Below are 17,463 nucleotides of genomic sequence, written 5' to 3' on the forward strand. Positions count from 1 at the left end.
GAAAAGGCTGCCGACACATAAAGTGACCCAGATTGAAGAGTTACTGCCACACTGCTGGAAACCTAAATCGAATTAAAATTGGTATGGGATTCAGCGGACGCTTACTCTCATAAGCTAATTTTGCTGCGTAATCTAATAAGCTACCTAATGAGATAATAACTGAATTTAATTTACTAATTAAAGCTGTAATTTTTGGTGAACTAACTACTCTGTATCCATCCACCGCAGGGATCACAAGTAATTGATCATTAAAATCTTCAAAAAAACTTCCTAAGATTTGGATAATACTATTTACAACATTTTGGACATTAGATATCAAATATCCTATTTCATTTAAATATAAGTATTTAAGTGTGTCCTCCGGAAGGTTTTTAATTACTATCGCCCCAAAATCTTGAACTGAGAGTTTTGACTCTGAACTTAAACCAATTTCTTGTAATGGATATAAAACTCTAGAAACTCCCCAATAAGCTTCTATTGTTCCAAATACATCTTTTTGAATAGAGTGTTCTAAATTGATCAATTTTCTTTCAAATTGATATGAATAATCTGTTAACGGAGAGCAATATTCCCCCATTACATTCTTATAAAAAGATTGATCGTTATTTTGTTCACCCATTACCCCATTTAAATTAAAGTACAACATTATTTTTTACACTTTTTCATAGACTCATTCTTCTTTATTATTTACGACTTAAAAAGTTTTTTACCATATTTTCACTAACATCTTCCGGATAGCAAAGCGGTGCATATCCACCAGCACGATTATAGGCACTCCTTTTCCCACAACGACTGCCATTCCTCGCAGTATTATAAGGACAAGGACAATTCCCGGGATAACTTTCAATCGACTGCTGAATTATTTTTTGCTTAATTGCTTCTGTACTTTCATTACTTTGTTTAGCTTCCACACCAAAGGCTAAACATAACCCTATTAAAATAAATAATTTTTTCATAAATACCCCTCAATATTTGTATTGTATCGAGAAGTAATTTAAGTGAATGTTCAACTTTCGAATGACTGTATATTATTAAGACACTTACAACTTAAACAAATAAAAAACCCGCCTTTTCAGCGGGTTTTCTTTTCAAATCAGTCCAGTCTTATAGACGAACCAATTCCACAATTTTCTCAGCCAGTTCTTCAACAGACTCTTGCATAAAGCTTACATCTGTCGCTTCTGCAACAGTAGTAATGACCGCAATACCTGTTTCACGAAGCAGTGCAACTTGCGCAGCATCAAGATCAGCTTTCGCAATTGCCACAATACCTTGTTGAAGCAACAAGTTTTCAAGCGCTTGCGCATTTTCCAATGCTTTGGCAGACACCGTAATTGACGCAGGTTTTTGACCCAAACGTGCCGCACGGTCTTCCGCTGTGACAGGGTTGCTATGCGCAGTCCATTCAACAGACTCTTCCACCATACCCGCACCAATCGTCACGTTATTCAAACGATCAATGAAGATAAACGAACCGGTATAACGGCTATCCTGATAACGGTCAAAGACCACTGGCGCATCAAATTCAACAGTCACATTGGCAATAGCATTAAGATCAAGATGATCCACTTGCATGTGTTCAAGAGTATTCACATTGGTACGGAAGTTAATGCCAGTCACTTTAGCAGGCACCGTTTGTGTACCAATTTTGATGTTATACAACTTGCCAATGACCAGCGGTTGATCCGCCATCCATACCACAGTCGCTTTAACCGAACGTGAAATGGCAGGAATGCCCTGATCTGCACGAACCAGCATATTACCGCGTGATACGTCAATTTCATCATTCAGCGTTAATGTCACCGCTTGACCAGCAAAAGCATGTTCAAGGTTGCCATCATAAGTCACGATTTCTTTCACTGTTGAAGTCTTACCCGATGGTAAAGCCACAACTGTATCGCCGACATTGATTTCACCCAACGCAATCGTACCTGCAAAACCACGGAAGTCGAGGTTTGGACGGTTCACATATTGCACAGGGAAACGGAAATCACGTTTCGCGGTATCACGGTTAATTTCTACAGACTCAAGCGTACCCATCAAGGTTTCGCCCGTGTACCACGGCGTATTTGGCGACTTGTTCACCACGTTATCGCCATTCAATGCAGAAATAGGCGTAAAGATGATGTTGCTTGGCTTACGGTCGCCTAACTGGTTAACGAAGTTTGCATAATCAGCCTGAATTTCATTGAAGCGCGTTTCAGAGAATTCAACTAGATCCATTTTGTTGATTGCAACAATAATGTTCTTAATGCCCAGCAAGCTTGCAATATAGGTATGACGACGGGTCTGGGTTTGCACACCATAACGCGCATCAATCAGGATAATCGCAAGGTCACAGGTAGACGCGCCTGTCGCCATGTTACGGGTGTATTGCTCATGCCCCGGAGTATCGGCAATGATGAACTTACGCTTTTCAGTAGAGAAATAACGATACGCTACATCAATGGTAATGCCCTGCTCACGTTCAGCTTGCAGACCATCGACAAGTAATGCCAAGTCAGGTGCATCGCCTGTGGTACCGACTTTTTTCGAGTCACGGGTTACGGCTTGCAATTGATCTTCATAAATCAATTTCGAATCGTAAAGCAAACGACCGATTAAAGTCGATTTACCATCATCCACGTTACCGCAGGTCAAAAAACGCAGTAAGTCTTTATTTTCGTGTTGTTTCAAATACGCCAAGATATCCTGGCTAATCAGTTCAGATTGATGAGACATCGCTCAAACTCCACATACTTTAGAAATCGGGTTCAGATCGAAAAATTAGAAGTAACCTTCTTGTTTTTTCTTCTCCATCGAGCCTGCTTCATCATGGTCAATCATACGACCTTGACGTTCTGAGCTGGTCGCCAAGAGCATCTCTTGGATAATTTCCGGCAAGGTATTGGCCGTTGATTCAACTGCACCCGTAAGTGGGTAACACCCTAAAGTACGGAAACGTACCGATTTCATTTGTGGAACTTCGCCCTCTTGTAGAGGCATACGTTCATCATCAATCATAATCAGTGTGCCACTGCGTTCAACCACAGGACGTTCTGCAGCCAAATAAAGTGGTACTAATGGAATACTTTCCAAATAGATGTATTGCCAGATATCAAGCTCAGTCCAGTTTGATAACGGGAACACACGAATACTTTCGCCTTTGTTTACTTTACCATTGTAAAGGTTCCAAAGCTCAGGACGCTGGTTTTTAGGATCCCAACGGTGTTTACTGTCACGGAACGAGTAAACACGTTCTTTGGCACGTGATTTTTCTTCGTCACGGCGTGCACCACCAAAGGCAGCATCAAAACCGTATTTATCCAAAGCCTGTTTTAAGCCCTGGGTTTTCATGATGTCAGTATATTTAGAACTACCATGATCAAACGGATTGATTCCTGCTTCAACGCCTTCTTTATTTTGATGCACGATCAAATCGAAACCATGGGTTTTCGCCATGTTATCGCGGAAGGTGATCATCTCTTTAAACTTCCAGCCTGTATCGACATGCAATAGCGGGAATGGAAGTTTTGCAGGATAAAAGGCTTTTAAAGCAAGATGCAGCATCACTGCAGAATCTTTACCAATAGAATACAACATGACCGGATTTTCAAATTCGGCAGCCACTTCACGAATAATGTGAATACTCTCAGCTTCAAGCTGTTTAAGATGAGTAAGTCTTTCCTCAGTTATGGACATTGACAACACCAGCTCAGATCAACGTGTACTTATTACACTTTTAAAAAAATATATATTCATTATAGAGATTTAGTTATCACATCTATTGCTTGTTTTATTATATTAATATGCATATTTGTCATATAAAGCTTAACTAATAAAGAGTATAAGTTTTTATTAATGATTTACTTAAATGATGATCTATTGATTGTATTCAGAGATAACCCTTACCGCAAGCCAACATTAAAATGTACAAAATCTAATCTGATTGTTAATTCCTCTAAAACATCTATGTAATTCATGCTGAAAATTGCATAGAGTAACTAAACTTTCTCCCATCTCCTGTATTCTTTTGAATTATACCTATGCCAGACCGTACTATTGAATCCGTGAAATCCAGCCTGGAACAAGCACAGCTTGCAGGCTACATCTATCAGCACAATCCACATTTACTGGTGCTGCAAGAACCTTGGGGAGAGGATGGCTCCATCCTGAATAATTTTGTGCAACATGAGCTCACCGCTGACCAGATTGGGCTGCAATTTGGACTAAGACTTTCGGATAATCATTTTGATTTTTTGATTGGTGTCACCCATAGCAATCAGGATCGCAGCTATGAAATTGGTGCAGGCAATCTTAAGGCCGATCAAAAAGCCTTTAACTTGTTGTATGCCTTTTATAACTATCCCAAGGCATTTTATCTGGTGAGCCTGCCCATGACAGCCAGTAGTGCTCAGCTTGAACAGGCCATTGAAACACAACTGTTCAATCAGGCCAACTTGGATTTCTTGAAGACAGCCATCAAAACCAATCCGATGGGACAACAGGTCAACTGGATGAAAGCCTTTATTCTGCAACAGGCCTTGAACATGAAAGTCCGTATTCAAACCTGTTTACTTTAATCATGCTTATTAAAAATATCATTCAGAGTTCATATCACAAATGATTGAATCTAGATAAATTTTTGCCAGCTAAAAAATGCAGTCTCATCGGCTGCATTTTTCATTTAAATTGAATCAATTTTAAACAATTAACCTGCACAAACTCACTTGAGTCATGCTGGTAGAGCGCTACATTATCTGTTTATATGGCCTATATAGAACATAATAATGACGACCTCTATTTATCCTTGCCTGTGGTTTGGAAAAAATGCCCAAGCAGCCTGTGAATGGTATTACTCTAGTTTTCCGTATAGTCACATGATTGCCACAAACGAATATGCGGCAAAAGCAAAAATCATTGAATGCGAAAATCAGACCGAGATTGATTATGACTGGAATAGCATCACGCTAAAAGGAATCGAGAGTCAATCTAGCTGGTGTAAAGACCAGTTTGGGGTGAGCTGGCAAATTCACCCTGAAAATTTAGGCGAGATTGTTAAGCAGAATTCTCATGTACAAGCAACGTTATTTAAAATGAAAAAGCTGCTGATTGATGATTTGATTCATGCCTGATCACCCTTTAACAGAATGAGCTAATAATAAAACAACCCATTGATATTTTTTAAAATTCTATAACCAAGAAATGTGAGTATAATAATGAATAATTTAAAAAATTTATACCAGAGCAGGCTTAGCCATTGTCTTTGTTGGAGCTTAACCTGTCTGCCATTGGCTACACAGGCTGCAGATTTCGTACAGATCAAACCGCATCCTATTGATGCAATTGTGCAGCAGAATATGACACAAAAATCAGTTGCGCCGCCATTAAAAAAAACCAGCAAAATCGATCAGATGCGTATCATGCATATCGATATTGACTATGTATATGATAAAAATAAAGAACAGCAGCAAGAAAATATTCAGGCTTTATTACAACGTATTAACAAGATTCAACCCAATACCATTTTCTTGCAAGCCTTTGCCGATCCCGATGCCAATGGTTCAGCCAATCAGGTGTACTTTAAAAACCGCCATATCCCGACCAGAGACAATCTTTTTCCTCTTCTTGTCAGCCAGATTCGTAGCAAGACCCAGGTCAAGCATATTTATGCCTGGTTGCCCTTAATGGCGTGGGAGTTTCCCAAAAATTACAAACTGACTTATGTCTCACATAACAACGGCGGAAAACAGGGCTATATTCGGGTATCCCCATTTGATCCGAAAAACCTGCAATATGTTTCCGAGATTTATTTAGATTTTATCAAATCAAATGCGGTAGATGGTGTGCTCTACCATGATGATGTCACGCTGAATGATTATGAAGACAGCTCTGCTCCAGCACAGAGTATGTATCGGGCTTGGGGATTTAGTGCAGATCAATTATTAAAACAACCACGACAATCTAAACAATTACAATTTGCCAAATTCAAAACGGCATATCTGGATCAGTTTGCCGCAGGTATTAGCAAAATCATTAAACAACAACAGCCTCATCTGCTGACTGCACGTAATATGTATGCACCCGTAGTATTAGAGCCTCATAGTGAAAACTGGTTTAGTCAATCCATGCCAAGTACTTATCAATATTATGACTACAATGCCATTATGGCGATGCCTTATATGGAAGAAGCGGATGATCATCAAAAATTCTATTTCGACCTCATACAACAGTCAAAAAAATACGACCCGGATTTGAGTCATACCATCTTTGAACTGCAAGCATTGAATTGGCGAAACAATCAACAGCTTTCCACCGAAGAAATTGTGGATACCATCAAGTTTTTAGAAAAACACGGGGTAAAACATATTGGTTATTACCCCGATGATTTTGTACAGGAACATCCTCAACCTTCTAAGCTGAAATCCGCTTTTTTAACTGGTGATTAGTCTCAAAGAATTCCAGTAACCCTTTATTATTATAATAAAGGGTTAAATTTCTGGCCTGTTGCATATTGATAATATCTGCCGTATTCACCTTAAAACTGCTGGCAAGTTGGGGTACCGCGACCGCTAATGGAGCTTTTCTACGATCCTTACCTGAAAAGCGGGCCCAGTTATAAGTTGCCCAAAGCAACAGCACGCCAATAAAGCTTAAAATCATCACCACAAGATTCAATAAACTTAACTGGCTATTGGGTTGAGCTTGTATGACCAGTTGCTGATAAATGGTTTGACTTTCAAACCACCATAAAAATAGGGTCAACACTGGCATAAATAACCACATAAACATAAACCAACCCACGATTTGCAAACTGTAACCCAGGCTTTTATTACTTACATATTCAGGTTGATCAATGTACGCTGGTAGTTCTAATTTTGACTCATCTTCAATTAAATAATATTTATATACTTTAGTCATTTTCTGGCTCTCCTCTAAATCCACGATCTGGACTTACCCAGCGTGCACGTTTTTGAGTCTTAAAAATCGTTTTAGGTAATGCAACCACAGTCGTCAGCATAGTCAGAATCCAGAAGAACAGTGGATACCAAATGACCCAAAAATAGTTTCTGAAGATTCGGGCTTTATCATAGGGTTTATCAATATATAAGCTAACAAAGAATTGAATCAGGCAAGTTAAACCCAGAATAATCCCGTACCATTGTGGAAAGAGAGATTGAATTGCCCACTCTCCGGGTAAAGAAAAAAATAGGCCATATAGATATAAGATAATAATACCGAACATCACATATGCCCAAACCACACTGATAATAGACTCTAGTGCAATAGGCCACATACGGCGTCGATTCCACCTAAATAAGTTCGGTAAATAAGCAAATAAAACCTCTACTCCTCCTTGTGCCCAACGCAAACGCTGTTTCCACAAGCCGTTGAAGGTTTCAGGCATATAGATATAGCACAATGCTCTTGGGACATATTGCAAGTCCCAATGATCGAACTGTAAGCGCCATGATACATCGATATCCTCCGTGATCATGTCATCGCGCCAATATCCAATCCGGTCTAGTGCCGTTTTACGAAAACCAACGATTGCACCTGAAACAGTAAAGATGCGTCCATAGGTACGTTGTGCACGTTTAATTAATCCAATAATAGAAGAGAATTCACCCACCTGAATTTTGCCCAAAATACTGGAGCGGTTCAAAATACGTGGATTCCCCGTGACTGCCCCAACCCGTGGATATTTTGTTAAATGATGCATCATCCATAACACTGCATGAGGATGGATTAAGGCATCACCATCTATACAAACCAGATATTCATTTTGACTCACCATTGCACCGGCACGTAAAGCATAGGCCTTGCCCTGATTTTCAGCCAAATGGACAACCCTGAGTTTCGGATATTTTTGCAAAAGCTCGTCTAGAATTTCAGCAGTCTTATCTCGACTACCATCATTGACCGCAATGACTTCAAAATCCGGATACTGCGTTTGCATGGCAAACTTTATGGTATCCCTAACCTGTGCTGCCTCATTAAAACAAGGAATAATAATACTGCATCCATGTTCGCTAGGATGAGGTAACGATGGTTGCTTGCGTTCATGTTTTAAATAGAACCAGATTCCCCCAGCAATCCAAAGCCAAGCCATAAATAATGGGTAGAAAAAAGCAAAGCCAAAATACACATCACTCATTTGAAATAAACTTGAGTCAGTCATTATTTCCTCCCCTTCGCAGTATTATTTTCATATGGATTACGATAAGTGAGTGGACTGGTATTAATACTTAGATCTTGGTAAAGATGTCCCTGAACTTGCTGTCCAGCCTTCAACTGATAATTATTAATCCCAATTTTTTGTACGGATAATTTTTTTAATTCCTGATAATATTGTGAATATTCTTTCCAATCACTTCTTTTCCCATTCGGATTTACTGTAAAACTCACGATTAAATACTGTTTTTGTATACTGTTTAATTTTTCCAGTTGTTTTTCTAAAGTTTTAAATATTCCAGAATCTTTCACCGGATCAAATTCAATATAAAGAAAATCATTATTATTTAAACTATATTCCATCAAAGGCATTAATCCATCTACATGCTTATCCTTTAAGGTGATTTTCAAAACAGTTTGATAATTATTACTGATATTGGTGTAATATTTTGCCTGTTTTTTAGCTTGATCTTTTATATCAAAAACCTGTTTTATTTTTTCAGCGCATTCCCCATCCCAAGTCTTTTTCTGTATCGCGCAGTCGAGCTCATCTCCAATATCGATCATTACACCTTCAACTGAAGAATTATACTTAACTAATTCCGCAGTAAGATCTGCAAAATTGAGTCCCTGTTTCGTTTGTAAACTGATCGGTAATTCAGCATACACCCGATTACCCACACGGGTGCGTGCTTGCCAAACTGTACGATTTAATAAATCCTTACGCATACCCAGTTGACGATTAGGAAAATAGGCAACATCTATTTTTCCGTCCCCATTTTCATCCGCTACGGTTTTTAATAAAATAGTATTGGTTTGTAATGCACTAATCTGATCTAAGAATTGCCCCAGTTTTTGATCAAAAATTTTGTCATTAGGACTGACCATTTCAGCCAAATCAAAACGGATATAACTTCTCCGCTGTTTGTGGATATCGCTTGCAAAAGTTAAAAAATCCAGCATTTCTGCATGCAGCATTTCGGGGGTTGGATTATTCATTACTAGGGCACGTTGATAGGTTTGCCCCGAATCAGCAAGGGTTGACATACTGCCCAAGCTAAATGACATAGGCAAACCAGCTTTTTCTGCAAGTTCTTCACTTTCCTTGGTCACCGCCCCATAAGGCCAGAATATCGCGCGTGTATCTATTCCCAATTCAGTTTCTAAAATTTTCTTGGATTGTTGTAAATCTTCTACAACCCTGTTTTGATAAGCTTGATCAGATTCATAACGTTGATATTTTGGTAAAAATTGACGTGTAATTGCTGCAGGCTGCATACTTTGTTGTGGATTGGCAAGTATGCCCTTATGCATATTGTCCGAATGTGAAACAAACTCTACCAGACCTGAGCGCTGCATTTCACGCATTTGATCCCAGGACATTAAGCTATTTTGACCATAGGCTTCATAAGCATCTTTGGTATTCCCGTTAATCCAGCTCGTCGGAATAGCAAAAGCAGCGAAATATTTATACTGTTTTAATAATGGAAAAACCCGGGTATAACTACTGAGTGCGCCATCATCAAAGGTCAATAACACTGATTTTTTTGGTAATTTCTTTTTCTTTTGCCGAGCATCCCATACATCTTGCAAACTGATGGTTTGCCAGCCTTCCTGTTTTAGCCAGGCAAAATAGCGTCCTAAATTTTTAGTACTGATTGCATAAAGATCCCGATCTCCTTCACGGGCAACATCATCTCGAACATCATGAAAAGTAATGGTAACAAATAAGTTATCAGGTATTTCAGTGGTATTTTTGGTTATATTTTGCGTAAAACCCGTCGCAGGAACGGCGAAGACCGTTACCATGACAGCAGAAAGTAAGGTTTTCATCACTTGTTTCATTAAAAAATTCCTTTAAAGCCCACTGTTGCATAAGTTTTTTCTTCATCTTCACCATCATAAGGATGAGTTCCCCATCCTATGCCATAGTTCAGACTCCAAGTCCGGGAAACCTGCCAATCATGTCCATAAAAAACGTTATAAATTGGCTTCGCGGAATAATTATCTTGTCCAAAAGTCCCAACGGTAGCTTCAAAATTTTGAGTAAAATTGCGGTCATATCTCCGCCACGTAATCCACTCATGCTGTAAATGCAACTCTGCACTATAACTTTCTTCAGGATTGAAATAGTCCACAATGACATCTTTGTTCTGGCTGTAATAACCCGCTAAAGTCAAACTGGTAATATGATGCGGAGCCTGGAAAATCTGCTGTTTAAGGTATGCCGAAACCTCTTGGCGTGTATTATTATCATCAATATCAGTTAACAGATAGACCAGACCCGCCTTACGAGATTCATGCTGTTGCCAATTCAAATCAAAAGTATAAGATTTACCTTCATTGCCCTTTCGGATGGCCTGTAATGGAATATCCGCCTGACTATTAAATCCGAATGCATACTGCCAATGATCATTCAGCCATTGTGACCAATTGGCCTTGATCCCAAAACGGTCTTGATCTTGTGGATTATCGATACTCTGAGACAACATGATATTCACTGCTTTACGACGTGATGCCCATTCCAGTCCTAAACCTACGCGTTGATCTTCAATTGTGCCCGTATCATATTCACCAGAACGAAAACTGTGATCTACATAAGTACGATAATTATCAAAAAACCATGGGCTGTGAATACGGGTAAAATGATCCTGCTCACGGTTCCCCTTCAAACGATTAAGTAAAGCCGAGTTATCAGAATCACTTTCTGAAAAGTTACTCTGATGTTGAATAGAGGCATGATTACGGTCATCAAGCTGTTTTTTATTTTTTATTACGGTCGTATCTTCAGGCATGGTTTGCATGAGTTCAGTACTTTGCAGACGCCATTGCTGGATATTTTCCAAAGCTCGCAGATTTTCTAAATGACGGATCCGGATGCCTTCATCTACAGGTATGACTCCATCCCATTGAGATACAATCCATTCTGCACGCTGTGGGTTTTCACGCAAAAGTTGAATGAATGCACGATTATTTTGAAAAAGAACGTTATTCGGTGCTTTTGCAATTAATTGTTCATAGTATTGTTCTGCTTTAGCATATTCTTGACGATAGGCGTAATTAAGCCCGACTAAAGCTAAATATTCACTCCGGTCATCATGAGTAACCTTATCCACACCTTTAGCATTACTGTATTGGAAAGTAGGTAATGCCTTGTCCATCGTTTTGAGTAATTGATCAGCTTCCTTATATTTCTCTTGTTCAATTAATGAGTAATACAAGCCTGCATATAGCTCAAAATGAGCATAGCTCTTTTCATTCAATAAGCTTTTATAAATTTTTTCAGCTATTTGAGGTTGTTGATTCTTAAAGTAAGCATCTGCAATAGCTTGACGCACATAAGGAGGCATCTGTTCTAGAGGCACTCCTGTTTTTGAAATTTGTTCAAAAACTTTTTTAGAGCGATTTCGCTCGTTTAAGGCATAGATGTATTCATAATAAAAACGGCGTTTCCAATTGGAATCATTCGGCAATTGTGATTCGTATTGCTCCATATCTGCGAGCACTTCATCGAGTTGCTGGTACGGCTGTTTTCGTCCTCGATAAATTGAAAGTTTATAATATTCCACAGCATTTTGAATCCGCTGAGAAAATTCACTAATTTTGGCATTGGCTCTGAGATCAGTATTCTCTTTTAATGAGTTACTGTTTTGTATAAAGTTTTCCGCATTAGCGTAATCTGCATTATTCAGCAATGCTAATGCATACTGTTCCTCGGTACCCATGTCCTTGCTCTTTTCAAGAGCCAGATTAGCCGTATTCAATGCCTCAACAGGCATATCTAGTATCCGGTAAGTATAGGAAAGCTGTGCTAAATAATCTGCTTCGACTTGATTAATATCAACTTGAGAAAGGGTTTTTTTCGCCTGAGCCTTTTTACCGGCTTCTGCTTGTAATATTCCTGCCCACACGATCCATTGTTGATTAGAATCGGTTTTGGCAAAGTTTTTGGCCCAGTTTTCTGCAAGCTCAAATTTTTTTAAGTCGCGTAGTGCCTTAATAACATATATTTTTCCATAGTCTGGAAATTGCTGACTTTGAATACCCTTCAGGTAGCGAATATCTGATTCTGCAAATTTTTTATTTTCATAAGCCATTAGTACAAAATCAGCAATCAATTTTTGATTATTGGGATAGCGCCCCAATAATTGCCTGAGTTTTTGTAATCCAGTATCCACCTGGCCTTGTTTAATTAAAGGTACAATTTTTTCACGTTGTTGATCAACAACGTCTTTATAGATCAATTCTGCGAATGACAATGTAGAAAACAGTAAAGTCCCACAGGAGATCGATAGTATAGTGAGATTAAAGTTCATAATTAAAATATTCTTTATTCATTGTTATTAATGGTCATATTGTAATCCACAATATATAAATAAAAGACCGTATTAACAAAAATATTGTGTATAATTTTGTGTTTTTATTATTTTATGCGATAAATATCACATTATTTTAATTGTGAAATATATTATTTTTTTATCTTAGCAAATTATTTTAACAGCAATATTTTATTTATTTAATAATTAATTTTTTATATAATCCTTCATCTTAACCACTTTATAAAAACATTATTACTCAAAATGAATATCTTGTATAAATCAAAAATACTCAATAAGTTGAGTATTTTCATTCATACAGAAAAGATATGTTCTATTATTATAGGAACATAAAATATTCAAAAGTTAAAATATTATTAAGCAGTCAATTCAAATGACTTATTGGAATACAACCTAGAATTTTTTTTAGAAGTGCTCGAAGTATTAAAAATAAGCCAAGCAAATACCGGACGAGGCAGACCTTTTAGCCTTTTACCGAAAGATTAACCATTAATGACTCTACGTTATTGGCATAAATATCAAACACTTTTTCCTGTCGCTATGAGCCATGAAATACATGCATCTAATGCATGTGGAATCATCCAAAAGATCGAAAATATTTTAATAAAATATGATAAGTTTCATTTGCCTAGGAAATTATCTCATAGTGAAGGCTTAGATGGGGAGGTTGTTATTGTTGATGCCACTGAGATGGCAATGAAGCATTCCCCAAAAAGCGGAAAAAAATTCTATAAGTGCTAAGAAAAAATACCATACGATTAAAGCTCAACTGACAATTCATGATGAAACGATGCAGATGATTCCAATAGGTCTTGCATAAGGAAGTACACATGATTTTCATTGTCTAAAGATCAGCACAAGAAGCGGAGATATCAAGCCCTTATACTTATTGATAAAGAGTAACCAGCTTTAAGCCGATTAGGGATCAGACGCCGACCACATTTTCAGCAAGTAAAACAACCCATTAACTTTCTTACATAAGCAGAGTAATCGAGAAATGGGCAAACATCGTTTTCGAATTGAGCAGGTAAATGGTAAATTAAAGATTCTTCAAAATTCTTGCTACACTTTACTATAGTCGATGTAAAGGTATAGGTTTAGGCATGAATTTGATTACTGTAATTTACAACATTGAAATAATTTAAAAAGTGATTTTGCAAAAAGTCTGGTTTCTCATTTTTTATATGAAGTTTTTTCAATGTCAGATACCCAGCTTATCAAAGACCATAAAATAAAAAGCCCTCAATTGAGAGCTTTCAAGTTTATTGATTGACTCAGGCCAGGTTTTGGCGTTTTAAAACTTCTAGCATGGTTGATCCGAGCTCTGCAGGACTACGCGTATAAGCCATACCCGCTTTTTCAAAGGCTGCAAATTTTTCTTCTGCTGTGCCCTTACCACCAGAAATAATTGCACCTGCATGCCCCATACGCTTACCTTTTGGTGCAGTCACACCTGCAATATAGCCCACAACCGGCTTGGTGACATGAGACTGAATATATTCAGCTGCTTCCTCTTCTGCGCTACCGCCAATTTCACCAATCATGATAATGGCTTCGGTCTGCGGGTCTTCTTGGAACAACTTCAAGCAATCAATCTGGTTCATGCCTGGAATTGGGTCTCCCCCAATGCCAATACAGGTTGACTGACCTAAACCGAGCTTTGTAGTCTGAGCTACAGCTTCATAGGTTAGTGTACCCGAACGTGAGATAATTCCGATTTTACCTGGCTGATGAATATGTCCTGGCATAATGCCGATTTTACATTCTCCCGGGGTAATAATACCCGGACAGTTTGGACCGATTAAACGTGCACCATTGCCATTGGTTTCAAGATAACGCTTGGCCTTTAACATATCTAAAGTTGGCACACCTTCAGTAATTACAACAATAAGTTCAATCCCAGAATCTACTGCCTCTACAATTGAATCCAATACAAATGGTGCAGGTACATAAATGACCGAGGCATCTGCGCCTGTTTCTTTGACTGCATCTTTCATGGTGTTGAATACAGGTAGGTTTAAATGGCTTTGCCCCCCCTTACCTGGCGTTACACCACCGACAACTTTAGTGCCATAAGCCAATGCTTGCTCTGAGTGAAACGTACCATTTTTACCGGTAAAACCTTGTACCAATACTTTGGTGTCTTTATTAATTAATACGCTCATGATTGATACTCCTTAAGCTTTTACCGCAGCGACAATTTTTTCTGCTGCATCAGCTAAACCTGATGCAGAGATTAACGTGAGTCCAGATTCATCCAATAACCTGGCACCCAGTTCTGCGTTATTTCCTTCTAAACGCACAACGACCGGCACGGTTACGTGAACTTCCTGGACCGCTGCAATAATGGCTTCAGCAATCATGTCACAACGTACAATTCCACCAAAAATATTAATTAAAACCCCTTGTACCGAGCTGTCTGCCAAAATAATTTTAAATGCTTCAATAACGCGCTCTTTGGTTGCACCACCGCCAACATCAAGGAAGTTCGCAGGCTGACCACCATACAGTTTGATGATGTCCATAGTTGCCATAGCAAGCCCAGCTCCATTGACCATACATCCAATGTTACCTTTTAAGGCTACATAATTCAGGTCATGTTCTGAAGCTTTTAATTCGCGTTCATTTTCCTGAGACTTGTCACGCATCGCTACAATTTCGGGTAAACGGTATAAGGCGTTAGAGTCGATCCCGACTTTGGCATCCACACATAAGATGTCACCATTTTCACGAACTGAAAGTGGGTTAATCTCAAATAGGGCAAAATCATTTTCAATAAATGCCTGATAAGCTGCGGTCATAATTTTGACAAACTGATTGATCTGACCATCTTTCAAATGAAGAGCAAAAGCCACTTCACGAGCTTGAAATGGCATCAGTCCAACCAATGGATCGACTTCGACTTTTATAATTTTTTCTGGGGTTTCTTCAGCCACTTTTTCAATTTCGACCCCACCTTCAGTCGATGCCATAAAAGTTACACGACGGCTGGAACGGTCGACGACTGCACCAAGATACAGCTCGCGTTCAACTGGATAAACATCTTCAGAGACTAAAATGCTGTTGACTGGTTGTCCATTGGCATCCGTCTGATAAGTCACTAAACGAGTACCAATGATCTGATTGGCATAGTCTGCAGCTTCTTGTGCAGACTTCACGACTTTTACCCCACCAGCCTTACCGCGTCCCCCGGCATGGACTTGAGCTTTGAGTACTGCAAATTTACCACCAAGCTGCTCAAAAGCTTTTACGGTTTCTTCTGCATTTGTTGTCAAGATGCCCTCTTGAACCGGCATCCCATATTTTTTTAATAATGTTTTTGCTTGATACTCATGTAAATTCATTGAACAACCTTTTAGTACTTATTTGACTTTGTTATTACATTCACCAATATCTTTTGGTTCACATCAATCAATATTGGTATTTTGAGAACTTAAAATGATTCTTATCTTTATTTTTAGATGATTGTTCTAATAAAAACAACTATCAAATGTAAAAAGAGCGACCTAAGCCGCTCTTTTTTGTCTTACTTACGCTTACGTTGAATCGCGTGAATCGCTCGTCCATCTACTGCAAGTGCAGCTTCATGAACCACTTCAGAGAAGGTTGGATGACCAAAAGTCATCAACTGTAAATCTTCAACTGAAGATACAAACTCAAGTGCAATCATACCTTGGTGTACGATATCAGACGCAGCTGGTCCAATCACATGCATACCAAGTAAACGGTCAGTTTTTGCATCAGCAACAAACTTCACGAAACCAGCACCTTCGCCCGCAGCTAAAGCACGGCCATTTACAGCAAAACCGAATTGACCAGTTTTAACTTCGTGGCCTTTTTCTTTGGCTTGCTCTTCTGTTAAACCGACCCACGCTGCTTCCGGGTGAGTATAGATAACAGAAATAATCGTGTCGTAGTTCACTTGTGCAGCATGACCATGAATACGCTCTACAGCCATTACGCCTTCTTCCATTGCTTTGTGTGCAAGCATTGGACCACGTACCAAGTCACCAATTGCATATACGCCTTCCACAGAAGTCGCACACCAATCGTTCACTTCAACCAGACCGCGTTCAGTCAGTTTAATGCCACAATCATCTGCCAATAAACCTTCAGCATAAGCACGACGGCCTACACAAACGATCAACTTATCGAAAGTTTGCTCTTTGTCTTCACCGCCTTGAGTGTACTTAACAGTTACTTCACGACCGTTAATTTCAGTACCAGACACTTTCGCGCCTACACGGATATCAAGACCTTGCTTAGTTAACAGTTTCTGGAAGTCTTTTGCCAATGCTTTATCCGCCATTGGCAAGAATGCATCCATTGCTTCAAATACAACAACTTCTGCACCTAAACGACGCCATACTGAACCAAGCTCAAGACCAATCACGCCTGCACCAATAACACCTAAACGTTTAGGCACTTCTGGGAATTCAAGCGCGCCAGTTGAATCAACAATGATATCTTGATCAACAGGAGCTACAGGAATATTTACTGGCACAGAACCAGTGGCAAGAATGACATACTTAGGCTCTAAAACTTGAGTTTCACCTTCGTGAGAAACGAACTCAACTTTTTTACCTGCCAGTAATTTACCAGTACCTTTTAACCACTCGACACCGTTACCTTTTAATAACTGGTCAATACCGCCAGTCAACTGGTCAACGATTTTATCTTTACGTGCAAGAAGCTTAGACAAGTCGAAACTTACTTCACCAGTGGTAATACCGTGATCATCTAAATGTTTTACGGTGTCTTCATAACGGTGTGAAGAATCAAGTAATGCCTTAGACGGGATACAACCCACGTTTAAGCAAGTACCACCTAAAGAAGGTTTGCCTTTATGAATACGTTTTTCGATACACGCAACTTTAAAACCAAGTTGAGCTGCACGAATTGCAGCTTCATAACCACCTGGTCCACCGCCAATTACTACTAAATCAAATTGTTGAGACATTATGCTCTCCAA

Annotated in this window: 15 protein-coding genes; 4 read left to right on the forward strand and 11 right to left on the reverse strand. The window is 38.9% G+C overall.

Going from position 1 to position 17,463, the window contains the following annotated elements:
• Positions 1-40 precede the first annotated feature (40 nt).
• The 4 genes from ACE01T_RS02250 to cysD all read right to left on the reverse strand — a co-directional run bounded on the left by ACE01T_RS02250 (position 41) and on the right by cysD (position 3,675).
• A complete protein-coding gene (locus ACE01T_RS02250) occupies positions 41-619 on the reverse strand; it encodes a hypothetical protein (protein WP_395518642.1) in 579 nt (192 codons plus the stop codon).
• Between the two features lie 64 nt (positions 620-683).
• A complete protein-coding gene (locus ACE01T_RS02255) occupies positions 684-956 on the reverse strand; it encodes a hypothetical protein (RefSeq protein WP_395518643.1) in 273 nt (90 codons plus the stop codon).
• A 148-nt stretch (positions 957-1,104) separates the two neighbouring features.
• Positions 1,105-2,721, reverse strand: a complete 1,617-nt coding sequence (gene cysN, locus ACE01T_RS02260; protein ID WP_395518644.1) for a sulfate adenylyltransferase subunit CysN — start codon at positions 2,719-2,721, stop codon at positions 1,105-1,107.
• Positions 2,722-2,766: 45 nt separating this feature from the next.
• Complete coding sequence (cysD, locus tag ACE01T_RS02265; RefSeq protein WP_171522023.1) at positions 2,767-3,675, reverse strand: sulfate adenylyltransferase subunit CysD; 909 nt, start codon at positions 3,673-3,675, stop codon at positions 2,767-2,769.
• Positions 3,676-4,025: 350 nt separating this feature from the next.
• On the opposite strand from cysD, the gene ACE01T_RS02270 reads away from it, so the two are divergent.
• The 3 genes from ACE01T_RS02270 (at position 4,026) to pgaB (ACE01T_RS02280) (ending at position 6,428) form a co-directional block, all read left to right on the forward strand.
• Positions 4,026-4,562 (forward strand): hypothetical protein, encoded by a 537-nt coding sequence (locus ACE01T_RS02270; protein ID WP_395518645.1) that lies wholly within the window; start codon positions 4,026-4,028, stop codon positions 4,560-4,562.
• Between the two features lie 207 nt (positions 4,563-4,769).
• On the forward strand, positions 4,770-5,114 hold the full coding sequence (locus tag ACE01T_RS02275) for a VOC family protein (protein WP_395518646.1): 345 nt from the start codon (positions 4,770-4,772) through the stop codon (positions 5,112-5,114).
• A gap of 84 nt (positions 5,115-5,198) precedes the next feature.
• Positions 5,199-6,428, forward strand: a complete 1,230-nt coding sequence (gene pgaB, locus ACE01T_RS02280) for a poly-beta-1,6-N-acetyl-D-glucosamine N-deacetylase PgaB (protein ID WP_395518647.1) — start codon at positions 5,199-5,201, stop codon at positions 6,426-6,428.
• On the opposite strand, the gene pgaD is transcribed toward pgaB (ACE01T_RS02280), so the two are convergent.
• From pgaD to pgaA, 4 genes are read right to left on the reverse strand one after another with little or no spacing between them, the layout of a single operon-like run.
• Positions 6,394-6,900, reverse strand: a complete 507-nt coding sequence (pgaD, locus tag ACE01T_RS02285; protein WP_395518648.1) for a poly-beta-1,6-N-acetyl-D-glucosamine biosynthesis protein PgaD — start codon at positions 6,898-6,900, stop codon at positions 6,394-6,396. The two genes, pgaB (ACE01T_RS02280) and pgaD, sit on opposite strands and share 35 nt — an antisense overlap.
• Positions 6,893-8,161, reverse strand: coding sequence for a poly-beta-1,6-N-acetyl-D-glucosamine synthase (pgaC, locus tag ACE01T_RS02290; RefSeq protein ID WP_166170351.1), 1,269 nt, complete (start codon positions 8,159-8,161; stop codon positions 6,893-6,895). Before pgaC ends, pgaD begins: the two co-directional genes overlap by 8 nt.
• On the reverse strand, positions 8,161-9,999 hold the full coding sequence (gene pgaB / locus ACE01T_RS02295) for a poly-beta-1,6-N-acetyl-D-glucosamine N-deacetylase PgaB (RefSeq protein WP_395518649.1): 1,839 nt from the start codon (positions 9,997-9,999) through the stop codon (positions 8,161-8,163). The genes pgaC and pgaB (ACE01T_RS02295) overlap by 1 nt, the downstream gene beginning before the upstream one ends.
• Positions 9,999-12,470: a poly-beta-1,6 N-acetyl-D-glucosamine export porin PgaA gene (pgaA, locus tag ACE01T_RS02300; RefSeq protein ID WP_180081301.1), complete on the reverse strand. Its 2,472-nt coding sequence runs from the start codon at positions 12,468-12,470 to the stop codon at positions 9,999-10,001. Before pgaA ends, pgaB (ACE01T_RS02295) begins: the two co-directional genes overlap by 1 nt.
• Positions 12,471-12,983: 513 nt before the next feature.
• Between pgaA and ACE01T_RS02305 the strand changes: the two genes are divergently transcribed.
• Positions 12,984-13,232, forward strand: a complete 249-nt coding sequence (locus ACE01T_RS02305) for a helix-turn-helix domain-containing protein (RefSeq protein ID WP_180042357.1) — start codon at positions 12,984-12,986, stop codon at positions 13,230-13,232.
• Between the two features lie 533 nt (positions 13,233-13,765).
• Here the strand turns inward: ACE01T_RS02305 and sucD are convergent.
• From sucD to lpdA, 3 genes are all read right to left on the reverse strand, one after another.
• Positions 13,766-14,656 carry a succinate--CoA ligase subunit alpha gene (gene sucD, locus ACE01T_RS02310; RefSeq protein WP_395518650.1) on the reverse strand — a complete coding sequence of 297 codons (891 nt, stop codon included), beginning with the start codon at positions 14,654-14,656 and terminating at the stop codon, positions 13,766-13,768.
• Between the two features lie 12 nt (positions 14,657-14,668).
• Positions 14,669-15,835, reverse strand: a complete 1,167-nt coding sequence (sucC, locus tag ACE01T_RS02315; RefSeq protein ID WP_395518651.1) for an ADP-forming succinate--CoA ligase subunit beta — start codon at positions 15,833-15,835, stop codon at positions 14,669-14,671.
• A 182-nt stretch (positions 15,836-16,017) separates the two neighbouring features.
• The gene (gene lpdA, locus ACE01T_RS02320) at positions 16,018-17,451 is read right to left on the reverse strand and encodes a dihydrolipoyl dehydrogenase (RefSeq protein WP_180042363.1); all 1,434 of its coding nucleotides are present in this window, start codon (positions 17,449-17,451) and stop codon (positions 16,018-16,020) included.
• Between the last annotated feature and the right edge of the window lie 12 nt (positions 17,452-17,463).

The organism is Acinetobacter uliginosus, assembly GCF_044130295.1.
Classification (GTDB): Bacteria; Pseudomonadota; Gammaproteobacteria; order Pseudomonadales; family Moraxellaceae; genus Acinetobacter.